Consider the following 16,324-nt stretch of genomic DNA (forward strand, 5'->3'; position numbering starts at 1 on the left):
TAGCTTGTCAGGAAAATGTTCAATGTCGGTTCGTTTGAACAGCATTCACAAAATATGGCGATTGGACACCCCAACTGGGATCATCATAAATTATCTCCTCCTTTTCCTTTTACAGCTTATCCTTTTTTCAAAAAATAAGTGGCTGCAATAAGCAGCCACTTATTTTAGACGAACAGCTATTCTCTTTTTGCACCGTATCCCAGCTTTTTCAATAACGCAATCGCCTGTTCCTTTTCTTCAAGAGTCAAGCCGGAAACGGTTTCGTGAATCGTTTGCGCATGCTCTGGGAAAACCTTTTCGATAAACGCTCTTCCCTTTTCCGTAATCGAAGCATATGTGACACGGCGGTCTGTTTCACATGCTTTTCGCACAATTAACTCTTTTTGCTCCAGCTTGTCTATTACATATGTAATGCTGCCGCTAGCGAGCAAAATTTTTCCGCCAATTTGCTGCAACGGCTGATCCCCTTTATGGTAAAGCAATTCTAAGACCGCAAACTCCGTCGGATTCACGCCAAATGATTGAATCGACTTATTCACTTGATCGCTGACAGCTCGATATGCTCTTGATAATACAATAAACAATTTTAGCGATTGTTCAATGTCTTTCTCTCTCGTCATCCACAATCAAACCCTTTTGTCGGTTAAATTCAACGTCATTGTCAGTATTTATATTCCATCATTCTCTTCTCTAAAAATATTTTCTTATTTGCATTATACTTGAAATATTAAACACGGTGCAAATCTTTTTTTGTGGACACCTTTTCCCCCGTCAAGCGAGATGCTCGCTATTTGGTTATTTTTGTTTATTATTATATAGTATATGAATAAATCATTTTTAGTGTTTGGGCGGTTATCACCTTTCATTTCAAAACGCATATAAAAACACTAAAGGTACGGAAAGGAGGATTTGATGAAACAAGTATTCATTGGGAGTATACTTTCCGCGTTATCCACTGGATTAGGTGCGATCCCAATTTTATTTTTAGCGAAATCGATTACTCACCGCTGGCGGGACATATTGCTGGCGTTTTCAGCTGGAATTATGATGGCGGCTTCCATGATGAGTTTAATTCCTGAAGCATTACAGGCAGGCGGTTTTTTCACTTTAACAATCGGGTTATTTTTTGGAGTCCTTATTTTAACCATTTTGGAAATGACGGTTCCCCATATTGATTTAGAACATACAAAAAAAGGAATTCAGTTTGATGAAAAAGCGATGCTCATTATTGCAGCCATTACCTTACATAACATTCCAGAAGGATTGTCGGTCGGGGTCAGCTATGCTTCGAACGTATCGGAAACAGGTAATTTAATCGCGCTAGCCATTGGATTACAAAACGCTCCGGAAGGATTTTTAGTCGCGCTTTTTTTAATTCATCAACAGATTGGAAGATGGAAGGCATTTATCATCGCTACACTTACAGGAGCGGTTGAAATCGTGACATCACTTCTCGGATTTTATTTAACATCCTTTTTTCGCGAGCTCGTCCCGTATGGCCTTGCATTCGCCGCAGGTGCAATGTTGTTTATTATTTATAAAGAACTCATTCCGGAAAGCCACGGGGATGGAAATGAGCGGACATCTACCTATTCGTTTATCATTGGCATATTATTTATGATTTTTTTAGTAGAATCGTTTTAATAAAAACCCCCCTGCTTGAAGAAGACAGGGGGGGGTTATTGCCATTACTGGCCTACTTCTTCTTTTTCTTCATACGGATGGGCGACCCAGCCGGACGGATCGATAAACAGGCGGACAGCGACGACTTGGCGGTCATCCATTAAGGTGAAATAATGCGGGTTTCCTTCCGGCACAGAAATGACATCGCCCGCTTCAAGCTCGACATCAAAATACCCTGTTTCGCTGTCCCCTTTGATGATAAAAATGCCATGGCCAGCAGTAATAGCGCGCACTTCGTCTTCCGTATGAATGTGCACTTGTTCAAACTTTTTCAACAGTTCATCCAAATTCGGCGTCGCATCCGATAAGGCGACGATATCCCAAGTTTTGTAGCCTCTTCTCGCCGCCAAATCTTCAATTTCTTCTTTAAACGTCGCCAAAATTTCCTCTTTTTCTTCGTCGGTCAATACATATTTGTCGCGCAAATGTTCCGGCAGTTTGTTAATGTCCCAATGCTCGTACAACACGCCTTGTTTGTTTAAAAAGCTGCGGACATTTTCTTCTCCTTCAATCACTTCTCCCGTTTTTCTCACTTTGATTACTGCCATTGGAATTTCCCCCTTCATCAATTTTTATGGTTTAACAACCGGCTGCACGGCGGTCTGCTTTAGGAGCAGCCACTTGACGTGCCAGCTGAATAAAAACTCCCATGCTTCTAAAAACTTCTTTGCCTCAAACGCGTCTCTTCCCCATACGGTGATGCCGTGGTTGCGGATCAATACCGCACCGGCATCGCCGTTTACATGCTTGGCAAATTCCTTCGCAAGCGTTGGAATATGCGCGTAATTCGGAATAATCGGAATGCGGATGACCGCATCTTCTTCCCAAATCCCAAACGCTTTAATAATTTCCTGGCCGGAAAACGCAACTTCTCCGTCATCTCCGTACAATTCGGAGATAACGTTATTGTCGATCGTATGGACGTGGAGACCGCAGCCCGCGTTCGTTTTCTTGTAAATTTCCACATGCAAAAGCGTTTCGGCGGACGGCTTTAAATGCGTATTCTCCACTGGATTTCCAGAAGCGTCGACAAGCAAAAAATCTTCGTCTGTCTGCTTGCGTTTGTCTTTGCCGCTCGCCGTGACTAAAAAAGTGAGTGGGTCATCGGTTACTTTGATCGACAAGTTGCCGCTTGTGGCAAAAAACCAATCGCGCGCCGCCAATTCCGCTTTTATCTCGGCAAGCTCTTTCCATCTCTTCACAAGTAAACTCATGACTTCACCTCCATCGTCTCCAGAAAATGAATGACATCGAAAAACGTTGTAAACGGCGTATGCGGAATATCTAGTTCTTGGCATTTTTGCAGCAAAAAGTCACGGGCGATAACATGATCCGCCAGCTTTGCCACTGCTAAATCGGTGATCGAATCGCCGATGACGATATGAAAGGCATCAGGCTTTGTCAATTTTCGAAGCAACGACGGCTTGCAGCAGCCGCAGCCGTTTTGACACTGTTCATCACATGAATGCGGCCATGTAATGCGAATTGTCTCTCCGCTGAAATCAGAGCCATTGCAAAAGATGCGCTCTTTTTCGATGAGCCCTTCTAAAAGCGGATAGACAAAAAAGTCGATGCCGCCGCTTATGACATATAGCGAAATATCACGTTCCTTCGTAAACGCGACAAATTCGCGAAACCCGTCACGGATGCGGGCATTTTGTAAAATGAAATCGACAATCTCTTCTTTCCAACCCGATGGAAGAAGGGAAAACATCGCGCCAACCCCTTCTTGCACCGAGATGCGCTGTGATAATATATCGTCTTTTAACGTTTCCCACTCCGGCGGCGCAAACCGTTTCATAATCGCGATAATGTTGTCATTGTCTGTAATCGTCCCATCAAAATCACAAAATATGATTGGTTTTGTCATGATGTCACCTCTACTGCGCCCCATAAGTCAATCGCCTTTCGCAATGCCTCATTTTCGCGCGCTGCTTCATGAAGCGATTTTCCGGCAAGAGCCGCATCGATCGCAGCGCGAAATGCTCTGCCGCCGCCTGTCGCTCCGTCTGGATGTCCGTGTATGCCGCCGCCTGCATTGACGATGCTATCTATGCCAAAATCGCGGAACAACAATGGCACAAGCCCTGGATGAATGCCAGCTGACGGAACTGGGAACGACCGTTTAAACGGCTCCTTATCATTCGTCAACTCCGCGGCAATGCCAAGCGCCTCTTCTTTATCAAGAGCAACGCTTCCGTATGGCGATGGAAAAAGCACAAAATCTGCACCAACAAGGCGAAGCAATTTGCCAAGCAGCAAGGATGCTTTTATTCCGTAAAACTCCGATGGAGTAAACGCCCCGCTGAATGCTGGATGAGCCATGATCGGAATGGTGATCTCATCATCTTCTCGCAACCCTTGGAGCACATCCAAACCGTACGCAAATACGTTAAATAACAATACATCGGCTCCTAATTCGACTGCGCGTTTTGCTTTCTCCTTCAATTCGAACGTTTTTCCAGTCAAGTTCACCGCATATAACGTCCGTTTTCCTGTCTTTTCGTACACTTCGTTTAACACCGCTTTTCCAGCCGTAATTCGCTTTTCAAACGGCGTTAATTCGTTTTCAAACAAAATTTCATCGTCTTTAACGAGATCGACCCCGCCGAGCGCTTGTTGTTTCAGCTGCTCGGATAAGTACGTTAAATCGCGGCCGATCATCCCTTTAAAAATGCTCATCAGAAGCGGGCGTTCATATACACCCACTTTTTTGCGGATTTCGTCAATGCCAAAACGCGGGCCAGGAAACTGTCTTTTCCATTCGTCGGAAAACGTTAAATCTAGCAATCTCACTTCTCCATCCAGCGACAATTTGCCAAACACCGTCGTTAAAAGCGCCGGAATATCCGCGCTAAAGTTTAAGCTCGGGTATGCAATGCGAACGATTCCACGCTTCAATCGCTTTCCAAAGTAACGGTTGGCGCGTTCGTTCTCCTCGAGTTCTTGTACGCTTACAACTACTCCTTTATGCTTGCGCAATTGTTCCTGCTCAAGAAGCGGCAAATCCGTCCACGAACCAACGGTCAACCCAAGCGCAATTCCTTCCGCCTTTTTCTCTAAATCTTTTTCATCGTGAATAAGATATGTGGCAATTACTTGACTCATGATCATCCCTCTTTCTGTTCATCCATCAAAAAAACCTCTTCATAAGAAGAGGCTTTATTTATTCACGCTCTTCTTATCTCTCAGCGTTTCCGCTGCAAGAATTAGCACCGTGCTTAACCGTCGTTAAGCCGGTTGCCGGGCTTCATTGGGCTTGTCCCTCCGCCTGCTCTTGATAAGAATGCTTGCAATATCGTATTCACTTTTCAAACTATTCGCGCTCGAAAATTTAATTTGAATTATGACAGTATTTTTTCGCTCTGTCAATCATTTTTTAACCCATTTTAGAAAAGACCAAGCTTCGCAATCCGTTCCGCCGCTTCTTGCAGGCGGGATTCGCTTGTTAATAACCCAACTCGCACATATCCTTCTCCATGCTTGCCAAATCCAACTCCCGGCGCGACAACGACATGCGCTTTTTCCAGCAAATAATCGGAAAAACGTTCCGATGTCCATCCGTTCGGCACCGGAAGCCACGCAAAAAATGAACCTTTTGGGGCGTCGACATCCCAGCCAATTTGCCGCAACGCGTCAATAAGCGTATTGCGCCGCGATTCATACAGTGCGACAAGCTCTTCCACGCAGCGCTGCGAAGAAAGCAATGCGGTTGCCGCCGCTTCTTGAATGGCGCCAAACAAACTCACATATAAATGGTCTTGCAGCAAGTTAATCGCCGCGATCACGCTCTCATTTCCAACGGCAAACGCCACGCGCCAGCCCGCCATATTATATGTTTTGGAGAATGTATAAATTTCAACGCCAATTTCTTTTGCCCCCTCTGCTTGAAGAAAGCTGACCGGTTTTTTTCCGTCAAAGCCAATCGCACCGTAAGCAAAATCATGAACGACGCAAATACCGTGTTTTGCGGCAAACGACACCGTTTCTTCAAAAAACTCCTTAGAAGCGATCGCCCCGGTTGGATTATTCGGATAGTTTAAAAACATGATTTTTGCTTTTTCCGCAATATTTGCAGGAATTTCATCATAATCAGGCAAAAACTGATTTTCCGCACGCAATGGCATCATCACCATTTCCGCGCGCGCCAGCGCAATCCCCGACCAATAATCCGGATATCCCGGGTCAGGCACGAGCACAATATCCCCCGGATTGGCTAAACATTGCGGGATCTCCACAAGACCCGCTTTCCCGCCAAACAAAACCGCCACTTCTTTTTCCGGATCAATGGCAACGCCGTATTCGCGCTCATAAAACTTAGCAACGGCGCGTTTCAAAAAGGAATACCCTTGAAATGGCGAGTATTTGTGATATTTTGGGTTCGCCACCGCTTTTTGCATCGCCTCCACGATATGCGGTGGAGTCGGCTGGTCGGGATTTCCTTGCCCTAAATTGATGATGTCATGCCCCTCCGCCATTTTTTTTGCGACTTTATCGACAAGCGAAGCAAAAAACTGTTTTGGAAGGCTCTGCAATAACTCAGATAGTGGAAATTGTTTCATCGCGTTAACACCTTCTCAAAAATTTTCTTGAAATTCTAGTGAAAAATCATATATCGTAAAAATCAAAATGTAAAGTAAAATTTTTTCGAGGTGAATGTTCATGACGATAAAAATCGCATGTCTTCAGCTAGATATCGCTTTTGGCAATCCTAATGAAAACGAACGGCGCGTTGAAAGAGAGATAGAAAAAATTTCAAAAAATCACCCAGATATTATCGTCCTTCCTGAACTATGGACGACTGGCTATGACTTAACCAGACTCGATGAGATTGCCGATGAGGGCGGTATGCGTACAAAAGCGTTCATTCAAAAACTTGCCAAGTCGCATCATGTCAATATTGTCGCTGGATCAATTGCCAGAAAAACAGATCGCGGCGTCACCAATACAATGTACATCGCCGACCGAAACGGCATCATCGTTGGCGAATATAGCAAACTCCATTTGTTCCAGCTGATGGATGAACATCTTTACTTACAGCCAGGGGAAGAAATGGGATTGTTCACATTAGAAAACACTCGATGTGCAGGCGTCATTTGTTATGACATCCGCTTCCCAGAATGGATTCGCGTCCATATGGTCCAAGGGGCGGAAGTGTTATTTGTCGTCGCCGAGTGGCCGCTTCCTCGCCTTTCGCATTGGCGTACACTGCTTGCGGCGCGCGCGATTGAAAATCAATGCTACGTCATCGCGTGCAATCGCGCTGGAAGCGATCCAAACAATGTCTTTGCCGGTCATTCGCTGGTGGTTGACCCATGGGGAGAAATCATTGCAGAAGCAAATGAAGAACCTTGTACGTTAATGGCACAAATCGATCTTCAAAAAGTAAGAGAAGTGCGAAAACAAATCCCGATTTTTGCGGACCGCAGAGCTAACGACTACATCGCTGCAGAAAAAAATTTTTTAAAAAAGAGTTGACAAATCATTTCGTGACCATGTATGATTCGTATCAAGCATAAAACTTCAAAATTGCCAACATAGCGAAAATTAAAAAATTGAATATGCTGACACACTCTTATCAAGAGTTGGCTGAGGGAATTGGCCCAATGAAGCCCAGCAACCGACCGTAATACTATCGTGAGATAGGGCGCACTTTTTGGCGCCGGAAGTTCTCTACTTCCGCAGGGCACGGTGCTAAGTCCAACAGAAAGACTCGTTCTTTCTGAAAGATAAGAGGTGCGAAGATATGGAATCTTCAAGCCTCTTTCTATGCAGAAAGAGGCTTTTTAATTTACATGAAGGAGGAGTTTTACATTATGCCAGTTTCTCATCCAACGGTTTATGAACCATTAACGGAACAAGGCGCAATCTCTTTGACGGTCCGTCTCGGTCTTTTTCCGGAAGGAACACCGCTTGCCTGCCGCGAAATTGGCGACGGCAACTTAAATCTTGTTTTCCGCGTTGTCGATCAGCAAACAAAGAAAGGAATTATCGTAAAACAAGCGCTCCCGTACGCAAAAGTAGTCGGTGAAAGCTGGCCGCTCACATTAAAACGCGCTGTTATTGAAAGCAATGCGCTGCGCACATTCGCAAGCTATGTTCCGCAATACGTGCCAAAAGTATACTATTCCGATGAATCTTTGGCAATTACCGTTATGGAAGATTTATCTCACTTGCAAATCGCCCGCAAAGGGTTGATTGAAGGAAAAACGTATCCGCTTTTATCGCAGCATATTGGCGAATTTATCGCAAAGACATCGTTTTACACTTCCGACTTTGGCATGAATCAACAAGAAAAAAAACAATTAGCGCAAAGTTTTGTTAATCCGGAATTATGCAAAATCACCGAAGACCTTGTATTTACCGATCCGTTCTTTAATCATGAAACGAACAACTTTGAAGACGAGCTTCGCGATGATGTAAAAGCGCTTTGGAACGATGACAAGCTCCGCTTAGAAGTCGCCAAATTAAAGCGCAAGTTTTTAACCGAAGGAGATGCGCTCATCCACGGTGATTTGCATACTGGAAGCATTTTTGCCAGCGATGAAGAAACGAAAATCATTGATCCAGAGTTTGCGTTTTATGGCCCGTTCGGTTTTGACATCGGCCAATTTTTCGCAAACTTGCTGTTAAATGCGTTGTCCCGCCCAGAACAACAACAAGAACCGTTATTTGCTCATATCGACAAAACTTGGGATGTATTCGCGACAATCTTTTCTGATCTTTGGCGCACTCACAATGTAGAACCATATGCAAAAACAGAAGGATTGTTAGAAGACGTGCTGCATCACACGTTTATTGACGCGATCGGCTTTGCCGGATGTGAAGTCATCCGCCGCACGATTGGATTAGCACATGTCGCTGACCTTGATGGCATTGAGGATAAAGAGGAACGCTTACAAGCAAAACGTTATGCCCTTCGTCTTGGCAGAAGCCTCATTTTGCAACGTGAAACATTATCTAGCACTAAAGAAATCCGTTCCCTTTTCGCACAAACAGTGCTTGCAGCAACGAATTAACACAATGAAAGGAAGAACCATAATGGCAGAACCATTCGCAATCCCGCGCTCTGTGGAATGGAACGACACTCATATTACAATTTTAAATCAACAAAAGCTACCATTAGTGACGGAATATTTGGAATTAAAAGATATTGAAGATGTACGGGACGCAATCGCCACGTTAAAAGTACGCGGCGCACCGGCGATCGGCATTACGGCTGCTTACGGCCTCGCTCTTTCTGCACAGCAATATGAAACAGAATCACTGGAAAAATTTAAAGAGCACGTGCGAAAGGACCGCGACTACTTAGCAAGCTCTCGGCCAACTGCAGTGAACTTGTTTTGGGCATTAGACCGGCTTGTTTCCAGCATCGCCCACGTTTCCTCTGTTAACGAAGCAAAAACGACGCTCATCCATGAAGCGATTCGCATTCAAATTGAAGATGAAGATGTATGCCGCCGCATCGGAGAGCATGCGCTTTCCTTATTTCAAAACGGCGACTGCGTTTTAACCATTTGCAATGCTGGTTCGATCGCAACCGCCCGCTATGGCACGGCGCTTGCTCCGTTTTATTTAGCGAAAGAAAAAGGGATGAATCTTCATGTTTACGCGTCGGAAACTCGTCCGGTCCTGCAAGGAGCAAGATTGACGACGTGGGAATTGATGCAAGCGGGGGTAGACGTCACTCTTATTACCGACAATATGGCGGCGCAGACGATCAAGGCGAAAAACATTACCGCTGTCATTGTCGGCGCCGACCGAATTGCCGCCAACGGTGACACTGCCAACAAAATCGGCACCTTTGGACTGGCGCTGCTCGCTAAAGCGTTTGGCATTCCATTTTATGTCGCCGCGCCATTATCGACCATTGATTTAGCAACCAAAACAGGGGAAGAAATTCCGATTGAAGAACGCAATCCAGAGGAAGTGACGCATATCGCCGGAACGCGAATCGCTCCAGAAGGAGTAAACGTTTATAATCCAGCGTTCGATGTAACACCGCACGACCTTATCACGGCCATTATTACCGAAAAAGGGATCGTCCGCGGCAATTATGAAACTGAACTGCCAGCACTGTTTGCAAAGGAGGCTCGCCATGAAGCAATTTAGACTTAACTATTTAGTCGCATTTCTTTTTTCCATTATCGTCATCCTTAGCGGCTGCATGAATGAACAAGACGCCGTCAGTTCGAAACCGGCCAAACAAGAAAACAGCACGGCCGAAGAAGCAAGCGAAACAACAGCAGCAACAACCGAACAAGCAGATATCCCTGAAGAATTAAAAAAACCAATAAAAATTGCCGCCATTATGCAAATGTCGATCGGCACGTTTTCTTCTCAGTATATCGCTGGCGTAAAAGAACAAGTGCAAAAATTTGGCGGCGAAGTGCAAATTTACAATGCGGATAACGACTTAACGAAAATGGCTTCCTATGTCGAAACAGCCATTACGCAAAACGTCGATGCGATTCTATTAGATCACGGACGCGCTGATGCGTTGGAAGGTCCGGTGAAAAAAGCAGTCGAAAAAGGCATTCCTGTTGTCGCATTCGATAACGATTTAAACATCCCAGGCGTAACAGTGATTGACCAAGATGACTACAGCCTTGCATGGAAAACGTTAAAAACATTGGCCGAAGACTTAAACGGCGAAGGAAACATCGTCACCATTTGGGTTGGCGGATTTACACCGATGGAACGTCGTCATGTGATTTACGATGCGTTTAAAAAACGCTATCCGAACATCAAAGAAGTGGCGAAATTTGGTACGGCCAGCGCCAATACCGCTTTAGACACACAAACGCAAATGGAAGCGATTTTGAAAAAATATCCGAATAAAGGCGATATTGACGCAGTGTTTGCGACTTGGGATGAATTTGCCAAAGGCGCAACGCGTGCGATCGAGCAAGCGGGACGCAATGAAATTAAAGTATATGGCATCGATTTAAGCGATGAAGATTTGCAAATGATGCAAAAGCCAAACAGCCCTTGGGTCGCTACAACAGCAACGGATCCAGCCGAAGTCGGTCGCGTTCAAGTTCGCTTTGCGTATCAAAAAATTGCTGGCGAGAAAACACCAAACATTTATTCACTAGAACCGCATTTAGTCAAACGATCCGATTTGCCTAACCAACAAGTTTCGATGAATGAGCTTCATGAATACATTTCCGGCTGGGGGCAATCAAATGTTGCCATTTCCCCTTGGATGAAAACATTGGAAGCACAGGTGAAAAACAAATGAACGGTCTTTATATGAACAATATTTATAAATCGTTTGGCACGGTAAACGTATTAAACGGCGTGAATCTCCATGTACAAAAAGGAGAAGTTCACGCCCTTTTAGGGATGAATGGAGCCGGGAAAAGCACATTGATGAAAATTCTCGCCGGCGCCCTTTTTCCAGACAAAGGCACGATAACAATAGATGGAGAAGAGCGCCGATTTTCTTCTCCTGCTGATGCGAAAAAAGCAGGCATTGGATTAGTTGTTCAAGAGGTCGATACCGCCCTGTTTCCATCGCTGACCGTCTATGAAAATATTGCTGCTAGCGACATCGTTGATACAAAACAAAAGCCTCTTCTTTCATGGAAACAGCAAAAACATCGGGCCGCAAAGCTTTTGCGCCAAGTTGGTCTGTCGATTTCGCCGAACAAGCTTATTCGCGAATGCACCTTGCATGAAAAACAGCTCATCGTTTTAGCAAAAGTGCTCTCCTCATCGGCCCGATACATTATTTTAGATGAGCCGACCGCCGCGCTCAGTGAAACAGAGACGAAGCGGCTGTTTACAATTATCAACGATTTAAAAGCACAGGGAGTTTCATTCATTTATATTTCTCACAAATTGAAAGAGGTAAAAGAGATTTGCGACCGCGTCACCATCTTGCGTGACGGAAACGTCGTCCACCATGGCGATGTTTCCACCCTTTCACTAGAAGAAATGATTCAACATATGGTTGGACGCGCTTATACAACCGTGCAAAAAGAAGCACGCACATACAGTGATGACATTCTTTTCAAAGTGGAACAGCTGCGCATCGCGAAAACAGGCACAACCGTCGATTTGGAAATTCATAAAGGGGAAATCGTCGGCATTGCCGGACTTGCTGGAGCCGGGAAAACCGAACTCGCCGAAAGTCTAATCGCCCATACAAAAGCGACGGGAGAATGGTGGATCGATGGAAAGCGTTATACGTTCTCCTCGCCAAAAGAAGCGATTGCGGCTGGAATCTGCCTTATTCCGGAAGAGCGGAGAAAACAAGGGCTTTTCTTAGATGAAACAGTCCGTACGAATCTTACGGTTCGGCTATTATCATCATTAACAAAGTGGCAATGGGTGTTGCAAAAGAAAGAAACACAAGTTGCTCAACATTTAGTGGATGTATTACGAATTCATCCGCCTTTTCCGCAAGCGGTTGTCAAACAGCTAAGCGGCGGCAATCAACAAAAAGTCGTCATTGGCAAATGGTTAAAGACAAACGCTGATGTATTCATTTTTGATGAACCGACAAAAGGTATTGATGTCAACGCGAAACAAGAGGTATTTTCGATCATCCGCTCCCTCGCCGATGAAGGAAAAGCGATTTTATATTTAACGAGTGAATTTCAAGAACTACTCGATATCGCTGATACGATTTATATCATGGTAGGCGGACAGCTTGTTAAACGTGTTTCCGCGCGCGATATCACCTATGAACAATTGATTTATTACTGCAGCGGAGGTGATTTGGATGTCACAGCCAGCCGTTTCGATCGCCAAGAAAAAGCAAGCGCCATCTCTTCTTGAATTTTTATATAAGCATGGCACACTGCTTGCCATTCTCGTTGTCATTGCTTATTTTAGCATTACTCTTGATCGATTTTTTACGTATGAAAATTTCAGCGATATTTTACGGTCTATTTCCATCGTCACACTCGTCGCTATTGGCATCACCTTTTCTCTGATTGTGGATGGATTTGATTTATCTGTTGGTTCGACCGTCAGCCTAGCGACGATCGCAAGCGCCGCGGCACTCGTATTATACCGCCAGGAAATTCTAGTGACGTTGCTTGTTCCGCTTTTACTGGGAGTCGCCGTCGGCTTATTAAACTCGTTATTAATTGTGAAATTAAAATTGCCGGATTTACTGGCTACATTGGCGATGATGTATGCGATTAACGGCGTGCAGCTGACGTACACGAAAGGATTTTCCATTTACAACGACATGCCGCTTCCAGACGGAGGAACGGCGCCGGGCAAATTCATTCCTTCCTTTTTATTTATCGGTCAAGGGGAAGTATTCGGCATTCCGTTTTCTGTTTTATTAATGCTAGTGGTCGTCATTGCTGCTCATCTATTTTTAACATATACCAAACCAGGAAGATTGTTTTATATGACGGGAGAAAATCGGGAAGCAGCACGGCTTTCGGGAATCCCTGTCAATCGCTACCGCACTTACGCTTACGTGATCAGCGGATTTTTTGCCGCGCTCGGCGGGATTGTCCTCGCTTCCCGCATCGGAACAGGACAAGTATCAGCAGGAGCCTCCTTTTTAATGGATGGAGTAGCTGCCGCTTATATCGGCTTTTCCGTGTTTGGCGCGGGAAAACCGAACGTCATCGGCACGCTGTTTGGCTCGATTTTAATGGGGGTTCTGCTCAATGGACTAACGATGATGAACGTTCCGTATTACGCTCAGGATATCATTAAAGGGGCTATTTTAGTCGGGGCGCTTGCGTTATCGCACATGCAAAAAAAATAGGAGCGTTTCCCCTTCTTAATCATAAACAAAGCTATCATTGCCGACAGTTGACGAGCGAAAAAAAGATGGCAATGATTAAAAGCCGGCCCAATTGCAAAAAACAAAGTGTACTACATCTAATTTGTTACATCACGCAGGCCGTAAAAAAACTAGAAGCAAGTGCTGCTTCTAGTTTTTTTATATCGTCCGATACCGTCTTTCCAACTGTAATAATCGTTCTTTTACATTTGTCCGGTTGCCAGCATATCCCGTAAGCGAACCATTTTTTCCAACCACTCGATGGCACGGAACGAAAATAGCCAGCTCATTTGCTCGATTTGCCTGTCCAACCGCCCGTACCGCTTTCGGGCGGCCGATTTTTTCAGCAATATCACTGTAGCTGACCGTCGTTCCGTACGGAATTTCACAAAGCGCCTGCCATACTTGTTCCTGAAATTCCGTCCCTTTCCATTTTAAAGGCAAGTGAAATGCTTTCCGTTTGCCATGAAAATATTCGTCAAGCTGTTGTACAGCGTTTTCTAATAAAGGAGAATTGCTTTTTATCATTTCATATTGTTGACGGAGCTGCTGCCAATCTTCCTCAAAAAGTTCAACACTTACAATCGCCTCGCCGTCGGATATAACGTAAATACAGCCAAGCAGATCTGACTTATATATGCTGTATTCCAGTTTCATGTTCATCCTCTTTCTCCACTCGTTCAATCGGAAGTGTGATATGAAACGTCGTACCAACGTCAACTTCACTTTCCACATCAATTTTTCCTTGATGTTCTTCAATAATTTTATAACTAACCATCAATCCAAGTCCAGTACCGCGTTCTTTCGTCGTATAAAACGGTTGGCCAAGCTTTTTGATTTTATCTTGCGGAATACCGCAACCTTGATCTGTAATGGAAATGCGGATATGACTATCATCAAGCCGATTAATTCGAACAGTAACCTCCCCGCCTTTTGGCATCACTTCAATCGCATTTTTTAATATATTAATAAACACTTGCTTCAATTGGTTCGGTTCGCAATAAATGAATGGGATATGCGGCGCGAAATCAGCGACAATTTGCACGTTATGCATCGTCGCTTGGGCGCTAATTAAATCGATCGTATCTTGCATGATTTTGCATACATCATTTTGTTGATATTGAATCGCCTGCGGTTTAGCAAGGACAAGAAATTCGGTAATGATCGATTCGATTCGCTTCAGTTCAGACATAATAACATTAAAGTACATGGAATAGTCCTCTTTAATACTTCCTTGTAATAATTGGATAAATCCTTTTAGCGCCGTCATCGGGTTGCGGATCTCATGAGCAATGCCCGCGGCAAGTTCCCCTACAACATTAAGGGTATCAGATTTTCTTAGCTGCAACTCCATTTCTTTTCTTTCAGTAATGTCACGCAGCATAATCATTCCTACACCTGGGATGATTTCCTTCTTTAGTGAAAACTCTACAATTTTTTGTTTCCCGCCATTTGAAAAATCCATCTCCGCATACGCTTCTCCCAAACGATCACATTGTTGAGCCAATTTATAGAAATGTTTCCGTGCTTTTTCCGGGATAAACGCTGTAATCGGCCGATGAAGCAATTGTTCTTTCGTTGCTTGAAAAATTTCACAAGCGATCGGATTCACATCTAAAATGTGATAACCTTCTCCCCATAATAATATTCCGTTCATAGAATGGTCAAAAATGCTGCGGAATTTTTGTTCACTCTCGCGCAGTTCCCTTTCCATTTTTCTCCGTTCTGTAACGTTGCGGAAAATAGTCAAATGATAGCCATCAATCGCTCCTTGCTTCATCGTAAACTCAAGTTGTTTATCTTGTCCATTTGGCATATGGAATGTTAATTCGTCGCGGATTTCTCCTTTTATGCGGAACTCCGCAAATACACGCTGTACTTTTTCATCATCGTGGTCAAGGAAATCAAGCAAATTTTTCCGAACAAGTAAATTCAGCGGCAGCTCAAACGTCCGGCTTGCGGCATGATTTGCGTTCAAAATATGCCCCTGGTCATCCCAAATCAAAATCGCCTCATGAGCTTGTTCAAAAATGGCACGAAATCTTTCTTCACTTTTTTGTAATTTTATTTCCATATTCTTCCTCTCAGTGACATCTCGCATAATCGCCATGTAAAAACCGCTATATACGTTTGATGTCGTTGTAAGTTCAAACATTTTTACCGTACCGTCAAAACGGACGAGCGACAATTCTCCTTTTGCCGTTCCTTTTTCTTTTAATTCAGCAAGAAGGCGCACAAAATCATCGGCACATTCTTTAGAGATAAACTGCTGAAACGATAATTTTAACAGCTTCTCTTTTTCTAAGTTTAAACTCATGCAAAAAGCAGGATTTACATCAATAAAACGGCCAAATTCATCGAAAATCACAATGCTATCTACCGCGCGGTTAAACACATCTTTAAATAGAAACTCATGAATAATCCGCTCTCTCTCAAGTGCTTTGTGAGCGGAAATATCACGCATAATTACTAAATCAAATTCGTTAAACGCGTCTTTTTTCATTGAAAACTCAATATGTTTCACTTTTCCGTTCCTTAGCTTTATGAGCAGCTCATCGCTAAATGAGCCAAATTTATGTAACATTGATTGCTGAAACATTAAAATATCCGGAGGGACTAAGTCAAGAAACATCGTCATCTTTTTTCCAATCAATTCATATTTCTCCATTTCGAATAGTTGACATGCCGCTTCATTCACATCCACAAATTCGCCATTTTTATTAAAAATGACAATCGCATCCAAAGATCGCTCAAAAATAATTGAATAGCCATTTAACCGTTCTTTTAACCGTCTATTTTCTTCTTCTAATGACTTTACATCCACTATCAAGCTTTGTTCTTCACGGGGAGAAAGGCTATTATTCATGTTTATCCCTCCTT

15 protein-coding genes and 2 riboswitches are annotated in these 16,324 nt (G+C 43.9%); of the genes, 7 read left to right on the top strand and 8 right to left on the bottom strand.

Annotated features, from left to right (window positions below):
• Window positions 1–176 precede the first annotated feature (176 nt).
• Window positions 177–620 carry a MarR family winged helix-turn-helix transcriptional regulator gene (locus NXM86_RS13510; protein ID WP_498958156.1) on the bottom strand — a complete coding sequence of 148 codons (444 nt, stop codon included), beginning with the start codon at window positions 618–620 and terminating at the stop codon, window positions 177–179.
• Window positions 621–912: 292 nt separating this feature from the next.
• On the opposite strand from NXM86_RS13510, the gene NXM86_RS13515 reads away from it, so the two are divergent.
• Complete coding sequence (locus NXM86_RS13515; protein ID WP_498958157.1) at window positions 913–1,644, top strand: ZIP family metal transporter; 732 nt, start codon at window positions 913–915, stop codon at window positions 1,642–1,644.
• 44 nt (window positions 1,645–1,688) lie between these two features.
• Here the strand turns inward: NXM86_RS13515 and NXM86_RS13520 are convergent, their stop codons facing one another.
• The 5 genes from NXM86_RS13520 to NXM86_RS13540 all read right to left on the bottom strand — a co-directional run bounded on the left by NXM86_RS13520 (window position 1,689) and on the right by NXM86_RS13540 (window position 6,245).
• Window positions 1,689–2,231 (bottom strand): 1,2-dihydroxy-3-keto-5-methylthiopentene dioxygenase, encoded by a 543-nt coding sequence (locus NXM86_RS13520; RefSeq protein ID WP_012749529.1) that lies wholly within the window; start codon window positions 2,229–2,231, stop codon window positions 1,689–1,691.
• Between the two features lie 24 nt (window positions 2,232–2,255).
• A complete protein-coding gene (locus tag NXM86_RS13525; protein WP_089096987.1) occupies window positions 2,256–2,897 on the bottom strand; it encodes a methylthioribulose 1-phosphate dehydratase in 642 nt (213 codons plus the stop codon).
• Complete coding sequence (mtnX, locus tag NXM86_RS13530; protein ID WP_012749527.1) at window positions 2,894–3,553, bottom strand: 2-hydroxy-3-keto-5-methylthiopentenyl-1-phosphate phosphatase; 660 nt, start codon at window positions 3,551–3,553, stop codon at window positions 2,894–2,896. The genes NXM86_RS13525 and mtnX overlap by 4 nt, the downstream gene beginning before the upstream one ends.
• On the bottom strand, window positions 3,550–4,791 hold the full coding sequence (gene mtnW, locus NXM86_RS13535) for a 2,3-diketo-5-methylthiopentyl-1-phosphate enolase (RefSeq protein ID WP_062753670.1): 1,242 nt from the start codon (window positions 4,789–4,791) through the stop codon (window positions 3,550–3,552). The genes mtnX and mtnW overlap by 4 nt, the downstream gene beginning before the upstream one ends.
• A gap of 70 nt (window positions 4,792–4,861) precedes the next feature.
• A riboswitch (SAM riboswitch) is annotated at window positions 4,862–4,970 on the bottom strand.
• A gap of 102 nt (window positions 4,971–5,072) precedes the next feature.
• Window positions 5,073–6,245 carry a pyridoxal phosphate-dependent aminotransferase gene (locus NXM86_RS13540; protein ID WP_498958158.1) on the bottom strand — a complete coding sequence of 391 codons (1,173 nt, stop codon included), beginning with the start codon at window positions 6,243–6,245 and terminating at the stop codon, window positions 5,073–5,075.
• A 100-nt stretch (window positions 6,246–6,345) separates the two neighbouring features.
• Here NXM86_RS13540 and NXM86_RS13545 point away from each other — a divergent pair, with 100 nt between their 5' ends.
• From NXM86_RS13545 to NXM86_RS13570, 6 genes are all read left to right on the top strand, one after another.
• Window positions 6,346–7,161, top strand: a complete 816-nt coding sequence (locus NXM86_RS13545) for a carbon-nitrogen family hydrolase (protein WP_012749524.1) — start codon at window positions 6,346–6,348, stop codon at window positions 7,159–7,161.
• 94 nt (window positions 7,162–7,255) lie between these two features.
• A riboswitch (SAM riboswitch) is annotated at window positions 7,256–7,419 on the top strand.
• An 80-nt stretch (window positions 7,420–7,499) separates the two neighbouring features.
• On the top strand, window positions 7,500–8,702 hold the full coding sequence (gene mtnK, locus NXM86_RS13550; protein ID WP_498958159.1) for an S-methyl-5-thioribose kinase: 1,203 nt from the start codon (window positions 7,500–7,502) through the stop codon (window positions 8,700–8,702).
• Window positions 8,703–8,724: 22 nt separating this feature from the next.
• Window positions 8,725–9,795 carry an S-methyl-5-thioribose-1-phosphate isomerase gene (gene mtnA / locus NXM86_RS13555; RefSeq protein ID WP_328268637.1) on the top strand — a complete coding sequence of 357 codons (1,071 nt, stop codon included), beginning with the start codon at window positions 8,725–8,727 and terminating at the stop codon, window positions 9,793–9,795.
• Complete coding sequence (locus tag NXM86_RS13560) at window positions 9,782–10,927, top strand: sugar ABC transporter substrate-binding protein (RefSeq protein ID WP_062753678.1); 1,146 nt, start codon at window positions 9,782–9,784, stop codon at window positions 10,925–10,927. The genes mtnA and NXM86_RS13560 overlap by 14 nt, the downstream gene beginning before the upstream one ends.
• A complete protein-coding gene (locus NXM86_RS13565; protein WP_498958160.1) occupies window positions 10,924–12,471 on the top strand; it encodes a sugar ABC transporter ATP-binding protein in 1,548 nt (515 codons plus the stop codon). Before NXM86_RS13560 ends, NXM86_RS13565 begins: the two co-directional genes overlap by 4 nt.
• On the top strand, window positions 12,416–13,426 hold the full coding sequence (locus NXM86_RS13570) for an ABC transporter permease (protein WP_498958161.1): 1,011 nt from the start codon (window positions 12,416–12,418) through the stop codon (window positions 13,424–13,426). Before NXM86_RS13565 ends, NXM86_RS13570 begins: the two co-directional genes overlap by 56 nt.
• Window positions 13,427–13,603: 177 nt before the next feature.
• Here NXM86_RS13570 and NXM86_RS13575 read toward each other — a convergent pair whose 3' ends face one another.
• Both NXM86_RS13575 and NXM86_RS13580 read right to left on the bottom strand, forming a co-directional pair.
• Entirely contained in the window at window positions 13,604–14,101 is a 498-nt protein-coding gene (locus tag NXM86_RS13575; protein ID WP_062753680.1) for a methylated-DNA--[protein]-cysteine S-methyltransferase, read from the bottom strand.
• Window positions 14,076–16,310, bottom strand: a complete 2,235-nt coding sequence (locus tag NXM86_RS13580) for a PAS domain-containing sensor histidine kinase (RefSeq protein WP_062753682.1) — start codon at window positions 16,308–16,310, stop codon at window positions 14,076–14,078. Before NXM86_RS13580 ends, NXM86_RS13575 begins: the two co-directional genes overlap by 26 nt.
• Window positions 16,311–16,324: the final 14 nt, after the last annotated feature.

The organism is Geobacillus sp. CX412 (genome assembly GCF_027942335.1).
Taxonomy (GTDB): domain Bacteria; phylum Bacillota; class Bacilli; order Bacillales; family Anoxybacillaceae; genus Parageobacillus_B; species Parageobacillus_B toebii.